Genomic DNA, 22,016 nt, shown 5'->3' on the forward strand with positions numbered 1-22,016 from the left:
TCAAGCGGCCGCGGGCAGGGCCGGGCGGCGCAGGTGGTGGGTGGTGGCGGCCTGGTAGGCACCGCCGAGGGCGAACAACGTGGCCTCGTCGCGCGGGCGGCCGACGAACTGCAGGCTCCCCGGCAGTCCGCCGATCTCGCCCGAGGGCAGCACCAGCGCCGGCGAGCCGGTGAGGTTGAACGGCACGCTCGTGCGGCAGGCGGCGTCGAGCCACGGCACCTCGCGGTTGCCGAGGTCCGACGTCATCGCGGAGGCGATGAACGGGGGCAGCGCGCTCAGGCCGGGCGTCACGAGCGCCGCGCAGCCGGCCATCGCGGCGTCGAGCTCACGCTGGAACACCGGGCGCAGCCGCAGCGCCCGCAGGTAGTCCGCGGCGCTCACGAACGGAGCCGCGCCCAGCAGCGACGCGCCCATCTCGTCGCGGTCCTCGATTCCCGACACGTGCTCTTCGTGCAGGGAAAGCATTTCGGCGTAGATGATCCACCAGCCGGCGACGGCGGCGAGCTCGAACGTCGGCAGCTCCACGTCGACGAGCTCCACACCGAGCCCGGTCAGCTCGCCGAGCGCCGACTCGTACGCCTCGGCGACCGCGGGGTGCAGGTCGCCTTCGAGGAACGCGCGATCCCGCGCCACCCGCATGCCGCTGACGTCCCGGCCCACCGCCGCGCTGAACGGGCTGTCCTCCGCGGCCAGGGTGGTCGGGTCGAGCGGATCGGGCCCGGCGATCACGTCGAGCATCAGCGCGGCGTCGGCGACGCTGCGGGTCATCGGCCCGGCGTGGTCCATGGTCCAGGACAGCCCCATCACGCCGTGGCGGGGCACCCGGCCGTAGGTCGCCTTGATCCCGGTGATCCCGCAGAACGCGCTCGGGATGCGGATCGAGCCGCCGGTGTCGGTGCCGATCGCCAGTGGCACCTGGCCCGCCGCGACCGCCGCGCCGGAGCCGGACGACGAGCCGCCGGTGGTGCGCCGCGGGTCCCACGGGTTGCGCGTGGGGCCGAACGTCTTGTTCACCGCGCCGCCGCAGGCGAACTCGAACGTGGCGAGCTTGGCGAGCAGCACCCCGCCGGCGTCGGCGAGCCGGGCCGCGAGCACCGCGTCGGTCTCCGGCACGTAGTCGCGGTACAGCGCCGAGCCGCCGGTCGTCCTGATCCCGGCCGTGGCGACGATGTCCTTGAGCCCGTACGGAACTCCCTCCAGCGGCCGGGCGGTGCCCTCGCGCCAGCGCGCGTCCGATTCGGCCGCCTTCGCCCGCGCGGAGTCGGCGAGCAGGGTGATCACCGAGTTGAGCCCGGGGTCGGTGGCCTCGATGCGGGCCAGGCAGGCCGCGACGGCTTCGCTCGGGGTCGCGGTGCCGGCGGCGAACGCGGCGAGCAGCTCGGTCGCGGTGAGATCAGCGAGGTCGGTCATGCGGTGCCTCCCCGGGTGATCCAGGCGAGCGCGGTGGCCGGTTCGCTGACCGGCTCGGTGAACGGCAGGGGCAGTCGCCGCAGGCGTTCGAGATCCGCGCGGTAGTGGGTGTGTGTGGCGTAGGCCTGCGCGAGGCGTTGCGGGGTGAGGGTGATGTCGGAGTTCGCGGCGAACACGGCGAACTCCTCGGGTGCGGGCAGCGGCACGGTTTCCTCCTTGACGACGGACAGGTGGGGACGGCGGGGCAGCGTCTCCCGGACGGTGAGGGTGAGCAGGAGACCGCCGAAGAGGCAGACGGCCGTGGCCGCCAGCGCGGTGTGCACGCCGCCGACGGCGATGCCCACTCCGGCGAGCAGCCCGCCGGCGAGCATCCCGATGTCACAGGCGATCCGGTACGCGGCGAGCGCGATGTCCGGGTCCTCGGCGAGATCGACGGTCATCGCGGCCGGGACGACCCACGTGGTGCCGACGGTGACGCCGGTGGCGAGCGCCCCCAAGGCGAACGCGACCGGGCCGCGGACCACCGTGGCGAGGGCCAGCACGGCGACGGTGCCCCACGCCAGCGCGGCCGCCAGCGGGAGCAGCCGCCCGTGCCGGTCGCCGAACCGGCCGCCGAAGTGCATCGCGCCGACGTCGGTGACCGACATCGCGAACAACGCCAGCCCCAAGGCGACCCAGCCCATGCCGAGCTGCGCGCCCAGCAACGGGACCAGCGTCAGCGCGAGCCCGGACCGCACCGCCTGCCCGAGCCCGGTCAGCACGAGCACCGACCACATCCGGCGGCCGCGCACTCCCAGGCCCGCGGGCAGCCCGAGCCGGGGCCGGACGGCGGAAACCCAGCGGGGCGCGAGGAACCACGCCGCCACCGCACCGGCCAGGTTCACCGCCGCGCACACGCCGAACAGCAGCCGCAACCCGTCGGGTCCCGGCACCACCGCCGCGATCAGGCCACCGCCGAGCGGACCGGTCGCGACGCCGAGGAACCAGAACGCGTTGAACGTGCCGATCGCGCTCCCGCGCACCCGTTCGCCGACGAGCCGGACGGCGAGCGCGATCCCGCCGCCCATGAACAAAGCCGTGCCGAACCCCTGCAGCACCCGCGCGAGCCCGACGACCTCCCAGCTGGTGGTGGCCGCCGAGAGCAGGCAGCCGACGCCGAACACGAGCAACGACACCGTGAGCGCGGTGCGCGAGGACACCCGCGGCACGAACCGGGTGCCGAGGAAATCGACCAGCAGCAGGGAAAGCCCGATCGAGGAGACCACGAAGGCCGCCCACGACGGCGGGCCGCCGAGCCCCACCACGAGCAGCGCCGTGAACGGCGCGGTCAGCCCGAACCCGACGCCGGCCACCACGACGACGAGGTGGAACCGGCGGCGAGCGTCCGGCCCGGAGCCGGGCACCGGGCCGGACACGGGTGCCCGCGCGGGCACGGTTTCGATCACCGCGAACCGGCCGGCTGCGGTTCGGGCCGGGTGGCGGGCTGGGCCGTGATCCCGCCCGGCATCACACCCGCCGCGTCCTCCACCACCGCACCCGCCCGGAACGTCAGCGCGTCCTGCCACCGCGGCGCGATGATCTGGATCGACGCCGGCATCGAGGTTTCCGGGTCCACGCCACTCGGCACCGCGAGCGCCGGGTGCCCCGTGAGGTTGAGCACGCAGGTGTTGCTGACCATCGTGGTGCCGCGGGCGAGCAGCTCCGGGTCCTCGGCGGGCCGGTCCAGCAGCACCGGCGCGACCTGCGGTGTGGTCGGGGTGAGCAGCAGGTCGAACCCGGTGAATGCCGCATCAAGCTGTGCGGTCAGGGCCCGCCGCAGGTTCGCGGCCTTGGCGAAGTAGGTGGAGAAGTACTTGTCGTGCAAGTACCTTCCGCCCAGCAGCCACACCTTGAAGAACGGCGGGAACGAGTCCGCCTCGAGCCGCCGGACGAGGCCGAAGGCGTGCGTCCGCTCGACGTCCACCTCGCCGAGGTGCGCGTAGCCGGCACCGTCGGACTGGGCGTTGAGCCACGCCAGATGCATCAGCAGCGTGGTTTCGATGGCCCACGCGTCCGTCCACAGGGGAATCGACACCGGGGTCACGGTCGCGCCGGCGGCCTCCAGCGCGGCGCACGAGGACTCGAACGCGGCGAGCACGCCCGGCTCGCACAGGGCCGGGTCGCGCCCTTCGGTCACCACACCGATCCGCAGACCGGCCACCCCTTCGCCGAGTGCGGCGACGGCGTTCGTCGGCTCGGCGGTGCCCCGGACCCACTGCGGGTCGCGGTCGGAGTGCCCGCTCATCACGTCGAGCATCCGGGCGGTCAGCTCCACCGTGCCCGCCATCGGGCACACGGCGTCGATCGTGTGGTCCATGTACGTCAGCCCGTGGGAGGGAACCAGGCCCTGGGTCGGTTTGATGCTGACGATCCCGTTGAAGGACGCGGGAATCCGGGCCGAACCGCCCTCGTCGACGCCGATTGCGAGATCGACCGCGCCGGAGCGGACGGCCGATCCCGAGCCGCCCGACGAGCCGCCGGCCGACCGGGTGGGGTCGACGGCGTTGCGGGCCGGGCCGTACCAGCTCGACTCGCCGGTGCCGGACGTGGAGAAGTCGTCCAGGTTCGTCTTGCCGGTGACGTCGGCGCCCGCGGCGAGCAGCCGGGACACCACGACCGCGTCGGACGTCGGCGTGTAGCTCAGCGTCCGTGAAGCGTTGGTGACCGGCACCCCCGCCACGGCGAGGTTGTCCTTGACGCCGACGGTGAGTCCCGCGAGCGGCCCGCCCGGCGCGCCTTTCACGTGACAGCGCCGGATGAACGCGTGGAACGGGTCCTCGGTGTCGTCGACCGGGCCGCCGGGATCGCGGTCGGTGTAGGTCAACGGCGGGGTGGGCGCGTGCAGTTCGTCCAGCCGGTCGACGCCGGCGAACGTCCGGTCGAGGATCTGCGCGTACTGCTCGGCTTCCCGCGGGGTGAGGGACAGGTGCTCGGTCGCGCCGAGTTCCGACAGCTCCTGCGGCGTCGGCCTGCGCACGAAGCCGCGGATGCGGCCGCGAGGCATCGCCATGGCGATCTCCTTTCGGTGGGGCCGGTCAGCCGACGGACAGCTGGGTGAGGTCGGCGAACCAGGACTGCGCCTGCACGAAGCCGTGCACGCTGGAGGACAGGACACGCGGGTTGCGGTCGTCGACCACGACGAGCCACGGCGAGTCCTTCGCGAGGATCTGCGCGGCCTGCGAGTAGAGGCTCGCCCGCGCCTTGTCGTCGAGCACCGTGCGCGCCTTGGCGAACAGGGCGTCGACCTGGGGGTTGCTGTACTTGCCCGCGTTGGCCGTCGAACCGGTGCCGAACCAGTTGCGCCAGAAGCCTTCCTGCTGGTAGCTCAGCGAGATGTTGAGGGCGTCGGCGTTGTCCGGGATCTTGCCGCTGAAGAAGTCGGTCAGCATGGCCGCCCACTCGATGGGCTTGAGCTGGACCTTCACCCCGACGGCGGCGAGGTCGGTCTGCAGCGCGGTGTTCATCGGGGTCGGGACCATGTTGCCGGAGCCGCTGGTCGGGTAGGACAGCGTCATGGTGAACCCGCCTGCGTAGCCGGCTTCGGCGAGCAGTTGCTTGGCCTTGGCCGGGTCGTAGCCGTAGGCGTCGTCGGCGGGCTCGTACGCCGCGTTGGCGTGGGGCACGTAGCCCAGGGCGGGTTCCGCGGTGCCCTTGAGGATGTTGTCGACCAGTGCCTTCCGGTTGATGGCCCAGTTGAGCGCTTCGCGCACCTTAACGTTGGTGAACGGCGGTTTCGCGAGGTTGTAGACCCACGGCCAGATGTGGTCGTAGGAGTTCGTCAGCACCTGGAAGCCCTGCGACTTCAGGTTGGGCACGTCGTCCGGCGGCGGCACCTCGATCCAGTTGACCTCACCGGACCGCAGGGCCGCCACGCGGGCGGTCGGGTCGGGGATCGGGCGCAGGATGACCTTGTCGACCTTGGGCCGGCCGGCCCAGTACTTGTCGTTGGCCAGCATCACCATGCGCTGGCCCCGCACGAGCGAGTCGAACTTGAACGGCCCGGTGCCCACCGGCTTCTCGGCGAAGCCCTGGTTGCCCTCGGCCTTCACCGCCGTGGGGCTGGCGAAGTACACCGTCGCGAGATCGCTGGGCAGGTAGGCCCACGGGCCGTTGGTGTCGATCACGATCGTCAGGTCGTCGACCTTGTGGTAGGTCTTGATCCCGGCGATCGACAACCCGCCCTGGGCGTTGAGCTCCTGGTAGTACTGCGGGCTGTTCTTGTTCGTGTAGCGGTCGAGGTTGAAGATCGCCGCGTCGGCGTTCCACGGGGTGCCGTCGTGGAAGGTCACGCCGGGCCGCAGCTTGAAGGTCCAGCTCGTCAGGTCGGCGTTGGGCGTCCACGATTCGGCGAGGTCGGGGATGATCTTCGGGATCTGGTCGGCTTTGGTCAGGTCGAACTTCGTCAGCCCGTCGAACAGCTGGTTCGCCACGAAGCGCAGGCCCTCGTAGCCCTGGCCCTGCGCGAGGCCGGTGTCGAGCACGGGGATGTCGGACGCGGTCATGCCGATGGTGAGCGTGTTGCCGCCGGAGCCGCCGGCGGTGGCGCTGCCGCCGCAGGCGGACAGCAGGAGCGACACGGCGGCGGCGAACGCGCCGAGCAGCGCGGTCCGGCCTCTCCGCCGCGCGAAGTAACGGTTGGGGGACAAGGGTTTTCCTCTCGGCAGGGGGGTCGAGGGCGTGCGGGGTCGGCCCGGCGGCCGGCGCGGCCGCTGGGCTGGCTGGGTGGCGGGATCAGCCCGGTACGGGCACCGGGCTCACGTGGACGCAGGCGGCCCGGTGACCGGGTGCCGCCTCGGCGAGCGCCGGCCACTCGGTCGTGCAAGCCGGTTCCGCGACCGGGCAGCGCGTGCGGAACCCGCAGCCGGACGGTGGATCGGCCGGGTTGGGCAGGTCGCCGGAGAGCACGATCCGCTCGCGGCCCTGTCCCGGGGTCGCCGACAGCAGGGCCTGGGTGTACGGGTGGCGCGGGGTGGCCCACAGCTCGCGCGCCGGGGCCAGTTCCACGACCCGGCCGAGGTACATCACGGCCACCCGGTCGGAGATGTGCTCCACCACGGCCAGGTCGTGGGAGATGAACAGGAACGCGACGCCGGTCTCGGCCTGCAGGTCGGCGAGCAGGTTGAGCACCTGCGCCTGCACGCTTTTGTCCAAAGCGGACACCGCTTCGTCGCAGACCACCAGATCGGGCCCGGTGGCCAGTGCGCGGGCGATCGCGACGCGCTGCAGCTGGCCGCCGGAGAGCTCGTGGGGGAAGCGTTCGGCCTGTGCCGCGGTGAGCCCCACCCGTTCCAGCAGCTCCAGCACGCGCGGCAGGCGCGCACCGCGCTCGACGCCGTGCGCCCGGAGGTTGAACTCGATCGACTGGCGCACGCGCAGCCGGGGGTTCAGCGACGTCTGCGGGTTCTGCGGCACCACCTGCAGGCGGGCCCGCAGCGCCCGCATCCGGGAGCGGCTGAGCCCGGCCAAGGGCTCGCCGTCGAAGGTCACGGCGCCACTGTCGGGCGACAGCAGGCCGAGCAGCATCTTCCCGGTGGTGGACTTCCCGCAGCCGGACTCGCCGACCACGCCGAGCGTCTCTCCCTTGTGGACGGTCAGGGACACGTCGGAGACGGCCCGCACCCCGTTGCCGAACATCTTGGTCAGGCCCTCGGCCCGCAGCAGCTCGTCGGCCATCACGCCACCACCGACGCCGGTTCCGGGTTCACCACGGGGCAGGCCGCCGACCGGTCCTCGGCCACCGCGGTCAGCGGAGGATCGGTTCGGGTGCACGCGCGCCGGGCCTGCGGGCAGCGCGGGGCGAAGGCGCAGCCGCCGGGGAACGCGCCGACCGCGGGCGGTGCCCCGACGATCGAGTGCAGCGTGCCCCGGGCGACCCCGGGCGTGGGCAGCGAGTTCAGCAACCCGGCGGTGTACGGGTGGCGTGGGGCGGAGAGCACCTCGTGCGCCGGCCCTTCCTCCACGAGCTTGCCCGCATACATCACCCCGACCCGGCCGCCGAAGTCCGCGGCGACGCCGACGTCGTGGGTGACCATCAGCACCGCCATGCCGAGGCGCTGCTGCAGGTCGGCGATCAGCTCGAGGATCTGCGCCTGCACGGTCACGTCGAGCGCCGTGGTGGGCTCGTCGGCGATGAGCACCTGCGGGTCGCAGCTCACCGCGATCGCGATCACCGCGCGCTGGCGCATGCCGCCGGACAGCTCGTGCGGATAACTGCCGGCCACGCGTTTCGGGTCGGGGATGCCGACCATCGCCAGCAGCGCCTCGGCCCGCCGCCGCGCCGCGGTCTTCACGCGCTCCACGCCGTGGACGGCCAGCGTCTCGGCCAGCTGCGCGCCGATGCGGCGCAAGGGGTCGAGCGCACCCGTGGGGTCCTGGGGCACGAGCGCGATCTGGCCGCCGCGGACGTCGCGCAGCTGCGCCTCCGCGAGCCCGGTGAGCTCGCGGCCGCTCAGCCGCACGCTGCCGCCGAGCTCGGCGCCGGATCCGTAGAGCCGCATGATCGAGCGGGCGGTCACGGACTTGCCGCTGCCGCTCTCGCCGAGCAGCATCATCGTCTCGCCGCGGCCGATCGTGAACGACACCCCGCGCACGACCTCGATCCGGCGGTGCCGGGAGACGAACGTGGTGGTGAGGTCCTCGACCGCCAGGGGCGGGGTCACGGCCGCGTTCATGCCCGCGCCTCCCCTCGCACGTCGAGCAGATCCCGCAGGCCGTCGCCGAGGACGTTGAAGGCGACCGACGCGACGAGGATCGCCAGCGCGGGGATCGCGGCCAGGAACGGCGCGGAGTAGATGTACTGCGTGTGCTCGCTGACCATGAGACCCCACTCCGGAGTCGGCGGGGAGATCCCCAGGCCGAGGAAACTCAGCCCCGCCGCGTACACAATGGACAGTCCGATCAGCGCGGTGCAGTACACGATCACCGGCGGGGCGACGTTGGGCAGTACCTGCCGCAGCGCGATGGCCGAGCGGGTGGCACCGCTGGCCCGCGCCGCCTCCATGTAGTCCAGATCCACCAGTCGCCGCGTCTCCGTCTCGGCGACGCGCGCCACCGGCGGGACGAGGATCACCGCGAGCGCGATGATCGCATTGGACAGCCCGGACCCGAGCGCGGCGGCGATCGCGACCGCGAGCAGCACCGCCGGGAACGCGTAGAACACGTCCAGCGTGCGCATGATCGTTCGCTGGCCCCACTTGCCGGACAGGCCCGCGGTGACGCCGAGCCCGGTGCCGACGAGCGCGGCGAACGCCACCGGGACCAGGCCGGCCAGCAGCGACAGGCGGGTTCCGTCGACGAGGCGGGCCAGCACGTCGCGGCCCTGGCCGTCGGTGCCGAGGAGGTGGCCGGGGGTGCCGGCCGGCAGCAGCCGGTGCGCGGTGTCGCCCGCGACCGGGTCGCCCGCCAGCAGGGGTCCGACGAGGGCGGTGAGCACGATCAGGAGGACCACCGCGGCGGCGACGGTGGCGCTCACGGTCATCCTGCGGCGGCGGCGCGCCGGGGCGGCGGCCGGTGCGGCATCGGGCAGCGACGTCGCCGGTGCCGGTTCGGTCAGTGCGGTCATCGAAGACACTCCTCGAGGAGTTCGGTCGGTGGGGACGGGGACCGGCGACGCTGCCGTCAGGTGCGGATGCGCGGGTCGACGAGGCCGTGCAGTGCGTCGACCACGAGGTTGATCAGCACGAACGCGAACGCGGAGACCAGCACGCCCGCCTGGATCACCGGCAGGTCGCGCTGGGTGATCGACTGGTAGACCAGCAGCCCGATGCCGGGCCACTGGAACACCGCCTCGACGAACACGACACCGCCGAGCAGGTAGCCGACCTGCAGGCCCGCGACGGTCAGCAGCGACGGCACGGTGTTGTGGAAGGCGTGGCGCATCACCCGGGCCCGCGACAGACCCCGCGCGGTGAGCGCCTCGACGAAGTCCATGCTCATCACGTCGAGCACGGACGAGCGGAACATCCGCGCGATGATCCCCGCGGGAACCAGCGCCGCGGTGACCGCGGGCAGGATGAGGTGGTCGACGAGATCCGCGAACCCGCCGTCGCCGTTCGGGTTGTGCATGCCGCTGACGGGGAACAGACCGGCGTTCGACGCGAGGTAGATGATCAGCAGCAGCCCGATGGAGTACTGCGGCACGGAAATCGAGAACAGCGCGAACGCGTTGCCGATCCGGGCCGCGATGCCGCTGCGGCGCAGGCCGGTCAGCGCGCCGACGAGCAGTCCCAGCACGATGGCGAGCGCGCCGGCCGCGACGGTGAGGATCAGCGTGTTCACCAGCGCGTCCAGGACGATGGGCGCGACCGCGTCGTGGCGGGTGATGCTGGTGCCGAAGTCGCCGGTGAGGGTGTGACCGAGCCACGAGAAGTACTGCACTGGCAACGGGTTGTCGAGCCCCAGCCGCGCGTGCAGGGCGGCCCTGGCCTCCGGGCTGCCGGTCGGGCCGAGCATCGACGCGACCGGGTCGCCGGGGATGATCTTGATGGTGATGAAGATGACGATCGAGACGCCGATGAGGATCGGGATCGTCATCAGCAACCGTCGGCCGAGATAACCGGGCATCACGCCTCCTGCGCGAGTTGAGGCAGGCGTCGTTGCCGGCAGTTGCGGGGAAGTTGGGCCAGCAGCGCGATGCGGTCACCCCGCACCCTGGCGAACGCGTATTCCAGAGGCCGTCCGCGGCGGTCGCGGACGAGCCGTTCGAACAGCATCAGCGGTGCGCCCGCCGGCACGTCGAGCACGGCGGCGGCCTCGTCGTCGGCGACGATCGCCTCCACCGCCTGGTCGGTCACGCCGAGCTCGAACCCGGCCGCCTCGTAGACCGAATACCACTCGGTCACGGTCCGCCCGTGCCGCACCACCCCGAGCAGAGGGATGGGCACGTAGGCCGTGCAGGCGTAATACGGCTCGGTGCCCAGCACGGCGAGGTACTCGATCACGCCGCAGTCGGCGCCCACCGGCAGTCCCAGCCGATCGGCGACGCGCGGCGCGGCCACCTCCTGGCTGATCGCGAGAATCCGGTGCGACACCCGTTCCAGCGCCGGTTCGGGGCCGTGCAGGTGGCTGAAGGCGTGGCGCACCTTGGACGCGACGGAGAACGTGCCGGTCCCCTGCACGCGCTTGACGAGTCCTTCCTCGCGCAGGAGGGCCAGCGCGTCCCGGATGACCTGACGGCTGGCCGAAAAGGACAACATGAGCTCGGCTTCGCCGGGCAGCGCCCCGGCGGGTAACTCCTCGTGCACGATGGCCGCCCGGAGCAGATCCCGCACCCGGCGGGCGGCGCTCAGACGACGCTTGGTCCGCGGATCGATCCTGGCCTGCTTCATGCAGGAAGCGTGCGCTCGCCGCCGTTTGTCCGGAAGGCCGGAAGCGTAACGCCGTCGTTAAGCCGGAAGCCTCGGGGCGGGAATCGGCCTGACCTGCGCGTAACCCGCTGCGGAGCTTCGATACGCGGGATCGGCGCGCCGTCCGGCCGGAAGTTTCCCCGCACTGGCACCGAAGTCGATCTCGCGACCGGCCGGCGTCGCTCGTCCCCGGCGCCGGACCGGATGATCACCGGGACCCGCCGGCAACGCGGCCAGGGTGTCACTTCCGGTGACGCGCTCGGGCGGGTGAGCCGGGAAGACGCACACCCGCCACGGCGTTACTGTGCGGCATGACCGCCGATCTGGAGCACGCCCGCGCGTTGTCCCTGCAGGAGAACGGCCTCGCGACCATCTCGACCACCCGCGCCGACGGGACGGTGCACTCGTCCGTCGTCAACGCCGGGGTCTTCGACGACCCCGTGACCGGCAAACCCGGCGTCGCCCTCGTGGCGATGGGCGGGGCCCACAAGCTCAAGCTGCTGCGCACCACCGGCCACGCGACCCTCACGTTCCGCCGCGGCTGGGACTGGGTGTCGGTGACCGGCAAGACCCACCTCATCGGCCCCGACGACCCCGACGCGGCCTTCGACCCGGCCGGCCTGCCGACGTTGCTGCGCGACGTCTTCAAGGCCGCCACCGGAACCCACGACGACTGGGCCGAGTACGACCGCGTGATGGCCGAGGAGCGCCGCGTCGCGGTGTTCGTGGCGGCCGAGAGGATCATCGGCAACCGCTGAAGCCCGACGGCGAGCCCGTGCTGTGCGGCGCGGGCTCGCCGGCCGGCTACTTCTTGGCCTTGCCGCTGTCCTCAGTGGACAGAGCCGCGACGAAGGCCTCCTGCGGGACCTCGACCCGGCCCACGGTCTTCATGCGCTTCTTGCCTTCCTTCTGCTTCTCGAGCAGCTTGCGCTTGCGCGAGATGTCGCCGCCGTAGCACTTGGCGAGCACGTCCTTGCGGATCGCGCGGATCGTCTCGCGCGCGATGATGCGCGAGCCGATGGCCGCCTGGATCGGCACCTCGAACTGCTGGCGCGGGATCAGCTCGCGCAGGCGCGTGGCCATGCGGTTGCCGTAGCCGTAGGCGGCGTCCTTGTGCACGATCGCCGAGAACGCGTCCACGGTCTCGCCCTGCAGCAGGATGTCGACCTTCACCAGCTCGGCGACCTGGTCGCCCGCCTCTTCGTAGTCGAGCGAGGCGTACCCGCGGGTGCGTGACTTCAGCGTGTCGAAGAAGTCGAAGATGATCTCCGCGAGCGGGATGTTGTAGCGCAGCTCCACGCGGTCCTCGGACAGGTAGTCCATGCCGAGCAGCACACCGCGCTTGCTCTGGCACAGCTCCATGATCGTGCCGACGAACTCGCTCGGCGCGAGGATGCTCACCTTCGACACCGGCTCGTGGACCTCGGAGATCTTCAGCCCGGTCGGCCAGTCGGACGGGTTGGTGACCACGACCTCGCTGCGGTCCTCCAGCACCACGCGGTAGACCACGTTGGGCGCGGTGGAGATCAGGTCGAGGCCGAACTCGCGCTCCAGGCGGTCGCGCGTGATCTCCAGGTGCAGCAGGCCGAGGAAGCCACAGCGGAAACCGAAGCCCAGCGCGACCGACGTCTCCGGCTCGTAGGCGAGCGCCGCGTCGTTGAGCTGCAGCTTCTCCAGCGCCTCGCGCAGCTCCGGGTAGTCGGAGCCGTCGACCGGGTACAGGCCCGAGTAGACCATCGGCTTCGGCTCGCGGTAGCCGGCCAGCGGCTCGGTGGCGCCGTGCCGCTCGGAGGTGACGGTGTCACCGACCTTCGACTGGCGCACGTCCTTCACGCCGGTGATCAGGTAACCCACCTCGCCGACACCGAGGCCCTTGCTGGGCTTGGGCTCCGGCGAGATGATGCCGACCTCCAGCAGCTCGTGGGTCGCGCCGGTGGACATCATGCGGATCTTCTCGCGCGGGGTGATCTTGCCGTCGACCACGCGGATGTAGGTGACGACGCCGCGGTAGGTGTCGTAGACCGAGTCGAAGATCATCGCGCGCGCCGGGGCGTCCGCGTCGCCGACCGGAGCCGGGACCTGGCGCACGACCTCGTCGAGCAGCGCGCCGACGCCGACGCCCGTCTTCGCCGAGACCCGCAGCACGTCGGTGGGCTCGCAGCCGATGATGTGCGCGAGCTCGGCCGCGTACTTGTCCGGGTCGGCCGAGGGCAGGTCGATCTTGTTGAGCACCGGGATGATCTGGAGGTTGTTCTCCAGCGCCAGGTACAGGTTGGCCAGCGTCTGCGCCTCGATGCCCTGCGCGGCGTCGACCAGCAGGATCGCGCCTTCGCACGCCTCCAGGGCGCGCGAGACCTCGTAGGTGAAGTCCACGTGGCCGGGCGTGTCGATCATGTGCAGCACGTGGTCCTGGCCCTGGACCTGCCAGGGCAGGCGGACGTTCTGGGCCTTGATCGTGATGCCGCGCTCACGCTCGATGTCCATCCGGTCGAGGTACTGCGCGCGCATCGCCCGTTCCTCGACGACGCCGGTGAGCTGCAGCATGCGGTCCGCCAGCGTCGACTTGCCGTGGTCGATGTGGGCGATGATGCAGAAGTTGCGGATCAGTTCCGGCGGCGTGAAGGTGGTGTCGGCGAACGTCTTGGGCGCTGTCACTCGTGTGGTCCTCGGGAAAGGTCGGGGGTGGCCGCTTCCTATCGTCCCATGGACCTCCGGGTGCGGTTGGGGGTCATCCCCGATGCGAGCGCGCCGGGCTCGTGGTGACCTCGAAGGATGAGCACTCCACACCCTCCCCCGGGGACGTTCGACACCGCGCTGGACCGCGCGTTCGGGCACCCCAGCGGCCTGCTGGGCCGCGTCGGCGGCCGGCTGATGTCCCGCGGCAACGCCGCCACCGAGCACCGGCTCGTCGACCTGGCGCGGCTGGAACCCGACGAAACCGTGCTGGTCGTGGGCCCCGGCCCGGGCGTCGGCCTCGACGCGGCGAGCCGCCTGGCGAGCGAGGTCGTCGGCGTCGAGCCGTCGGCCGAGATGCGCGCCCTGTGCCGCGAACGCTGCGGAGACCGCGTGACGCTGCGTGACGGAACGGCGGCGCGCACCGGCTGCGCTCCCGGGTCCGTGGACGTGGTCCTGAGCGTGAACAACGTCCAGCTCTGGGACGACCGCACGGCCGGCTTCGCCGAGCTGTTCCGCGTGCTGCGCCCCGGCGGCCGGCTGCTGCTGTCCGCGCACGAGAAGTGGCTGCCGGTCCCCCGCCACGACCTGGCCGCCGAGGTCACCGCAGCGGGCTTCACCGACCTGCAGACGTGGACGTGGGAGCCCCCGGGCTTCGCGGCCCTGGCGGCGCAGCTGCGGGCCCGCAAGCCCTAGCGGAGGTCGCTGCGCAGCGGGTGGTCGGGCGGAACCTGCACCAGGACGATGCGCAGGCCGTCCGGATCGGTGATCCAGGCCTCGTCGAGCCCCCACGGCTCGCGCTGCGCCCCGCGGACCGGCGTGACGCCGCGCCCGGCCAGCTCCTCGAGCGTCGCCGGCAGATCACGCACCTGCAGCCACAGGTCGACGGCCGCCGAAGGCGTCGCGTCGTTGCTGCCGACGACCTCGATCGAACCGCCGCCCGCGAAGAAGACCGTGCCACCGGGGAACTCGCGCTGGATCGCCAGCCCGAGCGTGTCCCGGTAGAACGCGGTCGAGGCCTCCAGGTCGCGCGGGTGGATCAGCACCCGGCTGCTCAGTACGTCCATGCGTCCTGCCTACCCGAGTGGCTCAGGCCACCGCAATCGCGACGATCCCGGCCAGCACCACCACCGAGCCCACCAGCCGGCGTGCCGCGTTCCGCTCACCGAGAACGAACCACGCCGCGAGCCCGCCCAGCACGATCGACAGCTCCCGCGCCGGCGCGACCAGGCTGACCGGGGCCATCCGCAGCGCGTACAGCACCAGCAGGTACGCCGCGGGCGAGGCGAGCCCGACGATCAGCGTCTCCTTGCGGTGCTCGCGCCACAGCTTCCCGACCTCGGCCCGGTCACGCAGGGCCGCGGGCGCCAGCAGCACGCTCTGCACCAGCGCGCCGCCGCCGAAGTACACGAGCGGCGGTACGGCGAGCGTCGTCACGGAGTGGGCGTCCCACAGCGTGTAGGCCGCGATGGTCGCCCCGGTGAGTACGCCGTAGAACACGCCGGCGCGGCGCGCTTTGACGTCGGCCTGGCTGCCGCCGAGGCTGATCACGAGCACGCCCGCCACCACGAGGAACGCCCCGATCAGGCCCAGCACGCCGGGGTGCTCGTGCAGCACGAGCACCGCCGCCAGCACCGACAGCAGCGGCCCCGTGCCGCGCGCGAGCGGGTAGACGATCGACAGGTCGCCCACGGCGTACCCGCGCTGCAGCACCGTGCCGTACGACACGTGCAGCACGGCCGTGACCACGGCGGCGAGCAGCCACGTCCACTGTGGACGCTCGGGTTCGACCAGCAGTGCGATGACTGTCACGGGGAGCAACACCACAGCGGAGACCGTGTAGTACAGCCACACGAACCGCGGCCCGCCGAAGGTGACGCGCTTGGCCGCGAGGTTCCACCCCGCGTGCACGACGGCGGCGATGAGGACGAACGACAGAGCTGTGGTGTTCACCGGACCCCTTCGGGTCTTCCGCGCACGCGGAAGGCCGGGTCCTCCAGGCTTTTGTCCCGTCAGATGAACGGCGGGCGTCGGGCCGCGCCGATGGTGCCGCTCGGACCTGTCCCGCCGGCCCTGGTTGTGGTGGGTCGCGTCGTGCGGACCGGTGGCGAACCCTAGGCACTACCGTCTCCACGGTAGCCGAACCGATCACTGCAGGCCGCCCGAGGGGGCCGCGAGCAGGCCTGTTAGGCTTTCCCGTCGTTGCCGTGCGGCATTCCGTCAGGGAGGAAACCCGGCCGCGCCTGTCTTGACGCCAGGCGCCCGGAGCCACTTCGACGCGGCAGCGACCTTCACAGAGACGAAAGCAGGACGCCTTCATGGCCAACATCAAGTCCCAGATCAAGCGCATCACCACCAACGAGAAGGCCCGCCAGCGCAACCTGGCCATCCGCTCCTCGGTGAAGACCGCGATCCGCAAGTTCCGTGAGGCCGCCGACTCCGGCGACAAGACCAAGGCCCTCGAACTCCAGCGCGACGCCGCCCGCAAGCTCGACAAGGCCGTCACCAAGGGCGTCATCCACGCCAACCAGGCCGCCAACAAGAAGTCGGCTCTCGCGAAGCGCGCGAACCAGCTCTGAGCTGATCGCAGCGACACCCTGCCAGACCTGAAAGAGCCCGGTGACCGCCTGGTCGCCGGGCTTTTTCGTGTGTTCTCGACCGTTCTCGACGCACACAGTTGCCTGGACTGGCGCGCCCTCACGGCTGCGTACCGGTCCGGCGCGTTGCCCGTTTCGGAGCGACGGGTTCAGCCTCACCGTTCGGCGATTCGGGGCCTGCCGAGGCGAGCAGGGTCAGCGTTCGCCCTTGGCGGCGACGACCTCGACGACCGCGCGTTCCAGGGCGTAGTCCGCGTCGGCTGCCACGCCTTTGACCTCGGCGTTCAGGCGGGCGACCACGCGCATGGCGGTGGCGAGGCCGTCCTGGCCCCAGCCGCGGGACTGGCCCTGCGCCTTGCGGATCTTCCACGGCGGCATGCCCAGCTCGCCGGCCATCTGGTTCGGGTTGCCGCGGCCGGCGGCGGACACGCGGGCGATCGTGCGCACGGCGTCGGCGAGGGCGTCGGCGACCAGGACGTGCGGCACGCCCAGCTGCATGGCCCAGCGCAGCGACTCCAGGGCCGCCGCGCGGTCGCCGCCCACGGCCTTCTCCGCGACGGCGAAGCCGGTCACGTCGGCGCGGCCGGTGTGGTAGCGGCGCACGGCCTGCTCGTCGACCACGCCACCGGTGTCGGCGACGAGCTGCGTCGCCGCGGAGGACAGCTCACGCAGGTCGGAGCCGACGGTGTCCATCAGCGCCATCACGCCCGCGGCGTCGATCTTGCCGCCGACGCGGCGCACCTCGTTGCGCACGAACGACTCGCGCTCGGCCGGCTTCGTCAGCTTCGGGCACTCGGTGATCTCCGCGCCCGCCTTTTTCAGCGCCGCGGGCAGCGCCTTGGCCGCCTTGCTGCGCCCGCCGCCGTTGTGCACGACCACGAGCACGATCCCGTCGGCGGGCGCCTTGAGGTACGCCATCACCGCGTCCGCCAGCTCCTGCGAGATGTCGTGCGCGGAGTCGAGCACGATGACCCGCCCCTCGCTGAACAGCGAAGGACTCACCAGCTCGGCGAGCACGGGCGGTGTGAGTTCGGACACCCGGTTGCGCGTCATCTCGGCCGTGGAGTCGATGGCCCGCGCGGCGTCCAGCGACGCGCGGACAGCCCGCTCGATGAGCAGTTCTTCCTCACCGAGGACGAGGTGGAGCGGCGCGGGTGCGGTGGTCACCCCGCCATCCTCTCACCCGCCCGGCCCCGCGCCCGCTCCGGTGATGTGCGCCGCCACCGTGGCACGAGGTGATCGCCATGTCGTACGGTGTACCCGAGGCAGCGCCCCGCTCCGCCGGAAACACAGCTCCACCGGAAACACCGCGGCGCGCCGACAACTGAACACCGCTCATCCAGAGGGGCAGAGGGAACGGCCCGACGAAGCCCCGGCAACCGGCGTACAGCCTGTCTTCCCGAATTTGCGGGATAGCTGACGACCACGGTGCCAATTCCGGCCCGCGTTTGCGGGGCAGATGAGGAAAGGAACCTCGCGATGACCGTTACCCTCGGCACGACCTCCACCAAGAAGACCCTGGACCTCGGTCCGGCCGTCGAACTGGTGTCGAAGGAAGAGGGCCACCGGCAGCCGCTCGCCCCGGAGTTCGTGTCCGCGGAGGACTTCTCGCCGCTCGAGGTCGCCTACGACTTCGGCCGCGTGCGCCGCGAAGACATCGAGGCCGGCCCCAAGAACATCTGGCGCTACAAGAAGCTCCTTCCCGTCCCCTCGACCGTCGAGGAGATCCCGAACACCGAACCCGGCGCCACCCGTCTGGTGAAGGCCGACCGCCTCGCCAAGGCCCTGGGCCTGAAGTCCCTGTGGGTCAAGGACGACACCGGCAACCCCACGCACTCCTTCAAGGACCGCGTGGTCGCCGTCGCGCTGGCCGCGGCCCGCGAGTTCGGCTTCGAGGTCCTCGCGTGTCCCTCGACCGGCAACCTGGCCAACGCGACGGCCGCCGCCGCGGCCCGCGCCGGCTGGCGGTCGGTCGTGCTGATCCCGAAGTCGCTCGAGCGCGCCAAGATCCTCACCACCGCCGTCTACGACGGTGACCTGATCGCCGTCGACGGCAACTACGACGACGTCAACCGCCTCGCCACCGAGCTCGCCGGCGAGCACCCGACGTGGGCGTTCGTCAACGTCAACGTGCGCCCCTACTACTCCGAAGGCTCCAAGACGCTCGGCTACGAGGTCGCCGAGCAGCTCGGCTGGCGCCTGCCGGAGCAGATCGTGGTGCCGATCGCCTCGGGCTCGCAGCTGACCAAGGTGGACAAGGGTTTCCGCGAGCTCGGCCAGCTCGGTCTCGTGGAAGCCAGCCCCTACAAGGTGTTCGGTGCGCAGGCCACCGGCTGCTCCCCCGTCTCGGCCGCCTTCCGCGCCGGACACGACGTGGTCCAGCCCGTGAAGCCCGACACCATCGCCCGTTCGCTCGCGATCGGCAACCCCGCCGACGGCCCCTACGTGCTCGACGTCGTCAACCGCACCGGCGGTGCGATCGAGGACGTGAGCGACGAGGAGGTCGTGGAGGGCATCCGGCTGCTCGCGCGCACCGAAGGCATCTTCACCGAGACTGCCGGCGGCGTCACCGTCGCGACGGCGAAGAAGCTCATCGAGACCGGCAAGCTCGACCCCGAGGCCGACACCGTGCTGCTCATCACCGGCGACGGCCTCAAGACGCTCGACGCCCTCGAAGGCCGCATCGGCCCGAAGGCGACCGTGCCCCCGTCGGCCGAGGCCGTGAGCAAGGCCCTCGGCCTCTGAGCTGACCGGGCCCGCGGGCCGCACCCCTAGCGGGGCGGCCCGCGCGGCTCACCCCGGCGCGCCACCGCCGGCCCGCCGGCACCGGGCAGCACGGCCGTGTCACCGTCCACATCGGTCCGCGTCACCAGTACACCCAACGTGCCCAGCACGTCCACTGTGGACTTCGCCGGGTGCCCGTAGCTGTTGCCCGCACCCACGCTGATCATCGCCGCCCGCGCGCCCACCGCCTCGAGGAACTGGGGCAACGAGTACCTGCTGCCGTGGTGCGGAACTTTCAGCACGTCGGCGTGCAGGTCCACTCCCTCGGCCAGCAGGTCGGCCTGCGCGGCCAGCTCCACGTCTCCGGTCAGCAGCACCCTCCCGGCCGCCGTGGTCGCGCGCAGCACCACGGAACTGTTGTTGATCATCGTGCCGTCCTGCAGAGCGGCCGCCCGCGCCGTGACGTAGCGCGGCCCGAGCACGTCGAGCGACAGCCCCGGCCAGTCGAGCCGCTGCCCGTCGCTCAGCTCCAGCAACGGAACGTGGTGCGTCGCCGCCTCCTGCGACACCTGCTGCCACGCCCACGCCGGCGCGCGCCCGGGCCCGACGGCGATCGCCCCCACGGCGCGGCCGTCGAACACCGACGACAGCCCGCCGATGTGGTCGGCGTGCAGGTGGCTGAGCACCAGCAGCGGGATCCGATCCACGCCGAGCCGCCGCAGGCACTCGTCCACCGGCCCCGGCTCCGGCCCGGTGTCCACGACCACCGCCCGCCCGGCCTCCGCCGTGGCCAGCACCACGGCGTCGCCCTGGCCGACGTCGCACTCCACCATCGCCCAGCCCTTCGGCGGCCAGCCGGGCGAAAGCACCCGTGGTGGCACCACGATCAGCAGCACCGCCACCAGTCCCATCGCCACCACCAGCCGCGCGCGCCGGAACCGGAACGCGACCACCACCACGACCAGCACCCCGGCCGCGCACACCCCGCCCCACCAGCCACCCGGCCACGTGAGCACCGCACCCGGCGCCCGGGCGCCGTGCCGGGCGACGGTGATCAGCCAGCGCGCCTCCGGATCGGCCAGGTGCACCAGCACGTGCCCGGCCCCGGGCCACCACGGCCCGACCACCGTGGCCAGCACCCCGAGCACCGTGACCGGCGCGACGACGGGCGCCGCCAGCACGTTGGTCACCACCGAGACGAGGCTCACCGTGCCCGCCATGCCCGCGATCACCGGCGCGGTGACCACGAACGCCGCCAGCGGCACCGCGATCCCTTCCGCGTACCCCGGCGGAATCCCCCGGCGCACCAGCGAATCCGCCCACCTCGGCGCCAGCAGCACCAGCCCCGCCGTCGCGAACACCGACAGCGCGAACCCGAAGTCCGCCGCCATCACCGGATCCCACGCGACGAGCACGCACACCGAGAACGCCAGCGCCGGCAACGCGGAGCCACGCCGGCCCAAAGCCAGCGCCAGCAGCGCCACCCCGCCCATCACTCCCGCCCGCAGCACGCTCGGCGCCGGACCGACGAGAATCAGGAAGCCACCCAGGCACAACCCCGCCGCGACGGCCGACACCCGCGGCCCGATGCGCAGCAACCGGCACAACAGCAACACCGAGCCGCACAGAATCGCGAGATTTCCCCCGCTGACAGCCATCAAGTGCGTGAGCCCCGACTCCGTGAACTCCTGCTCGACCTGCTCCGGCAACGCACTCGTGTCACCCAGAACCAGTCCGGGCAGCAGCCCCGCCGGCTCTTCCGGCAGCACCGCGCACAGCTCGTGCAGCCCCACCCGCAACGCCGCGGCCGCCCGCTGCCACCACGGCGCCCGCGTGACCCCGACCGGAGCGCCCTGCAGGTAGACGACCGCGGCCGTCAGCTCACCCCCGCGCGCCGGCGCCAGGCGGCCCGCCGCCGTGACCTCCTGGCCCGGCAGGAGAGCGCCCCACCCGGCCACCGGCGCGAGCAGCAGGACCCGGCCGGTGGACACCACCGGCCGACCGTCCACAGTGGCCGATTCCACCCGGGCGTCGATGGCCACCGACCGCGTGCCCGCCTGCTGATCGGCGTAGCCGGCGCTGTGGATCGGCCGCGGTCGCTCGGTGACCTCGACACGGACCGTGGCGGTCACCCCGTGCGCCGCGGCTTGGCCGAGCGGGTCCTGCTCCGCTCCCCTGATGCGCCACGCCGTCGGCAGCGCCACGACGAGCCCCAGCACCAGCAGCGCGCCGGCCGCGCCGAGCCACCGCCCACGCCGCCGCGCGAGCAGCACGGCCGACAAAACCGCCGCCACCACTCCGAAAACCTCGGCCGCCCACCACCCGAGCCGCAGGCCCGCCAGGGTGCCACCCCACGCCGCCAGTGCCGCCGGAACGAGCCGGAGGTCGTGGTCACGCCACGACGGCGCGGCGTCCTGCTGGACGAACATCATCCGACCGTCACCTGCTCGCGCAATTTCTCGAACTTGCTTTCGCCGATGCCTTCGACGTCGCGAAGTTGTTCGACGCTGGAGAAGCCGCCGTGCTGGGTGCGCCAGTCGATGATGCGGCCGGCGGTGACCTCGCCGACGCCGGGCAGGGTGTCGAGCTGCTCAGGCGTGGCCGAGTTGAGGTCGAGCTTGCCCGGAGCCGCGCCGGCGCCGGCCGGGGCCGAGGACGCGACCGTGATGCCGACCGCGAGCTGCTCGCCGTCGGTGAGCTTGCGGGCGAGGTTCAGGCTGGAGAGATCGGTGCCGGGGTCCGCGCCACCGGCGGCCCGCACCGCGTCGGCCACGCGTGAGCCGGCCGGAACGGTGACGAGGCCGGGCGCGCGGACGTGGCCGATCACGCTGATCACCAGCTTCGCCGAGGTCGAGGACGCCGGTGCCGCGACGGAAGGGTGCGCCTTCGCACTCGGCAGCGACGGCGCCACCTCCGTCGCGGGCGACCCGCTGAACACCGCGAACCCCGCGGCGATCAGCACGGCCACGACCACCAGCCCCAGTCCGACGAGGACACGCGGGCTTTTCAGCACGCCGGGCAGACCGGGGTGGGCCGGGTCGGCACCACCGGGCAGCCAGCGCCGGACCAGCCGGCCGCCGGGCCCGACGGTGCGGGGGCCCGCCGCCAGCTGGTCGGCCAGCCAGGCGAGCCTGGCGTTCACGGGAGTGCCCGGATCACGGGCGGTCTGCTCGAACACACGTGCGACGCTAGGCGCTGATCGACATCGGCCACCAGCCCGAATCCGGCG

The 22,016-nt window shown here is 72.2% G+C and carries 19 protein-coding genes and 1 riboswitch; of the genes, 4 read left to right on the forward strand and 15 right to left on the reverse strand.

All coding sequences use genetic code 11. The features are described 5' to 3' along the window. The 9 genes from ACQPXB_RS34710 to ACQPXB_RS34750 form a co-directional block, all read right to left on the reverse strand. Positions 1-1,410: an amidase gene (locus tag ACQPXB_RS34710; protein ID WP_432845836.1), complete on the reverse strand. Its 1,410-nt coding sequence runs from the start codon at positions 1,408-1,410 to the stop codon at positions 1-3. Beyond that, positions 1,407-2,855 carry an MFS transporter gene (locus tag ACQPXB_RS34715; RefSeq protein ID WP_432845837.1) on the reverse strand — a complete coding sequence of 483 codons (1,449 nt, stop codon included), beginning with the start codon at positions 2,853-2,855 and terminating at the stop codon, positions 1,407-1,409. Before ACQPXB_RS34715 ends, ACQPXB_RS34710 begins: the two co-directional genes overlap by 4 nt. Then, positions 2,852-4,459: an amidase family protein gene (locus ACQPXB_RS34720; RefSeq protein ID WP_432845838.1), complete on the reverse strand. Its 1,608-nt coding sequence runs from the start codon at positions 4,457-4,459 to the stop codon at positions 2,852-2,854. The genes ACQPXB_RS34715 and ACQPXB_RS34720 overlap by 4 nt, the downstream gene beginning before the upstream one ends. 25 nt (positions 4,460-4,484) lie before the next feature. Continuing rightward, entirely contained in the window at positions 4,485-6,095 is a 1,611-nt protein-coding gene (locus tag ACQPXB_RS34725; RefSeq protein ID WP_366583847.1) for an ABC transporter substrate-binding protein, read from the reverse strand. An 85-nt stretch (positions 6,096-6,180) separates the two neighbouring features. Continuing rightward, positions 6,181-7,122 carry an ABC transporter ATP-binding protein gene (locus tag ACQPXB_RS34730; protein ID WP_432845839.1) on the reverse strand — a complete coding sequence of 314 codons (942 nt, stop codon included), beginning with the start codon at positions 7,120-7,122 and terminating at the stop codon, positions 6,181-6,183. Then, complete coding sequence (locus tag ACQPXB_RS34735; RefSeq protein WP_432845840.1) at positions 7,122-8,120, reverse strand: ABC transporter ATP-binding protein; 999 nt, start codon at positions 8,118-8,120, stop codon at positions 7,122-7,124. Before ACQPXB_RS34735 ends, ACQPXB_RS34730 begins: the two co-directional genes overlap by 1 nt. Beyond that, positions 8,117-9,010 (reverse strand): ABC transporter permease, encoded by an 894-nt coding sequence (locus ACQPXB_RS34740; RefSeq protein WP_432845841.1) that lies wholly within the window; start codon positions 9,008-9,010, stop codon positions 8,117-8,119. Before ACQPXB_RS34740 ends, ACQPXB_RS34735 begins: the two co-directional genes overlap by 4 nt. A gap of 56 nt (positions 9,011-9,066) precedes the next feature. Then, a complete protein-coding gene (locus ACQPXB_RS34745; RefSeq protein WP_366583851.1) occupies positions 9,067-10,011 on the reverse strand; it encodes an ABC transporter permease in 945 nt (314 codons plus the stop codon). Continuing rightward, the gene (locus ACQPXB_RS34750) at positions 10,011-10,775 is read right to left on the reverse strand and encodes a GntR family transcriptional regulator (protein WP_366583852.1); all 765 of its coding nucleotides are present in this window, start codon (positions 10,773-10,775) and stop codon (positions 10,011-10,013) included. The genes ACQPXB_RS34745 and ACQPXB_RS34750 overlap by 1 nt, the downstream gene beginning before the upstream one ends. A 329-nt stretch (positions 10,776-11,104) precedes the next feature. Between ACQPXB_RS34750 and ACQPXB_RS34755 the strand changes: the two genes are divergently transcribed. Next, positions 11,105-11,551, forward strand: coding sequence for a pyridoxamine 5'-phosphate oxidase family protein (locus ACQPXB_RS34755; RefSeq protein WP_432845842.1), 447 nt, complete (start codon positions 11,105-11,107; stop codon positions 11,549-11,551). A gap of 46 nt (positions 11,552-11,597) precedes the next feature. Here ACQPXB_RS34755 and lepA read toward each other — a convergent pair whose 3' ends face one another. After that, a complete protein-coding gene (lepA, locus tag ACQPXB_RS34760; protein ID WP_366583854.1) occupies positions 11,598-13,448 on the reverse strand; it encodes a translation elongation factor 4 in 1,851 nt (616 codons plus the stop codon). A 117-nt stretch (positions 13,449-13,565) separates the two neighbouring features. Between lepA and ACQPXB_RS34765 the strand changes: the two genes are divergently transcribed. Beyond that, a complete protein-coding gene (locus ACQPXB_RS34765) occupies positions 13,566-14,162 on the forward strand; it encodes a class I SAM-dependent methyltransferase (RefSeq protein ID WP_432845843.1) in 597 nt (198 codons plus the stop codon). On the opposite strand, the gene ACQPXB_RS34770 is transcribed toward ACQPXB_RS34765, so the two are convergent. Continuing rightward, positions 14,159-14,533: a VOC family protein gene (locus tag ACQPXB_RS34770; RefSeq protein WP_432845844.1), complete on the reverse strand. Its 375-nt coding sequence runs from the start codon at positions 14,531-14,533 to the stop codon at positions 14,159-14,161. The two genes, ACQPXB_RS34765 and ACQPXB_RS34770, sit on opposite strands and share 4 nt — an antisense overlap. Positions 14,534-14,555: 22 nt before the next feature. After that, a complete protein-coding gene (locus tag ACQPXB_RS34775) occupies positions 14,556-15,419 on the reverse strand; it encodes an EamA family transporter (protein ID WP_366583857.1) in 864 nt (287 codons plus the stop codon). A 365-nt stretch (positions 15,420-15,784) separates the two neighbouring features. Here ACQPXB_RS34775 and rpsT point away from each other — a divergent pair, with 365 nt between their 5' ends. Continuing rightward, entirely contained in the window at positions 15,785-16,045 is a 261-nt protein-coding gene (gene rpsT / locus ACQPXB_RS34780; RefSeq protein WP_220242854.1) for a 30S ribosomal protein S20, read from the forward strand. 213 nt (positions 16,046-16,258) lie between these two features. On the opposite strand, the gene holA is transcribed toward rpsT, so the two are convergent. After that, entirely contained in the window at positions 16,259-17,230 is a 972-nt protein-coding gene (gene holA / locus ACQPXB_RS34785) for a DNA polymerase III subunit delta (RefSeq protein ID WP_366583858.1), read from the reverse strand. Positions 17,231-17,395: 165 nt separating this feature from the next. Next, a riboswitch (SAM riboswitch) is annotated at positions 17,396-17,529 on the forward strand. 13 nt (positions 17,530-17,542) lie between these two features. Here holA and thrC point away from each other — a divergent pair. After that, positions 17,543-18,808 carry a threonine synthase gene (gene thrC, locus ACQPXB_RS34790; protein ID WP_386952283.1) on the forward strand — a complete coding sequence of 422 codons (1,266 nt, stop codon included), beginning with the start codon at positions 17,543-17,545 and terminating at the stop codon, positions 18,806-18,808. 26 nt (positions 18,809-18,834) lie between these two features. Here thrC and ACQPXB_RS34795 read toward each other — a convergent pair whose 3' ends face one another. Continuing rightward, the gene (locus ACQPXB_RS34795; protein ID WP_432845845.1) at positions 18,835-21,216 is read right to left on the reverse strand and encodes a ComEC/Rec2 family competence protein; all 2,382 of its coding nucleotides are present in this window, start codon (positions 21,214-21,216) and stop codon (positions 18,835-18,837) included. After that, positions 21,216-21,965, reverse strand: coding sequence for a helix-hairpin-helix domain-containing protein (locus ACQPXB_RS34800; RefSeq protein WP_432845846.1), 750 nt, complete (start codon positions 21,963-21,965; stop codon positions 21,216-21,218). Before ACQPXB_RS34800 ends, ACQPXB_RS34795 begins: the two co-directional genes overlap by 1 nt. Between the last annotated feature and the right edge of the window lie 51 nt (positions 21,966-22,016).

Origin of the sequence: Amycolatopsis sp. CA-161197, from assembly GCF_050942255.1 — a bacterium.
Classification (GTDB): Bacteria; Actinomycetota; Actinomycetes; order Mycobacteriales; family Pseudonocardiaceae; genus Amycolatopsis.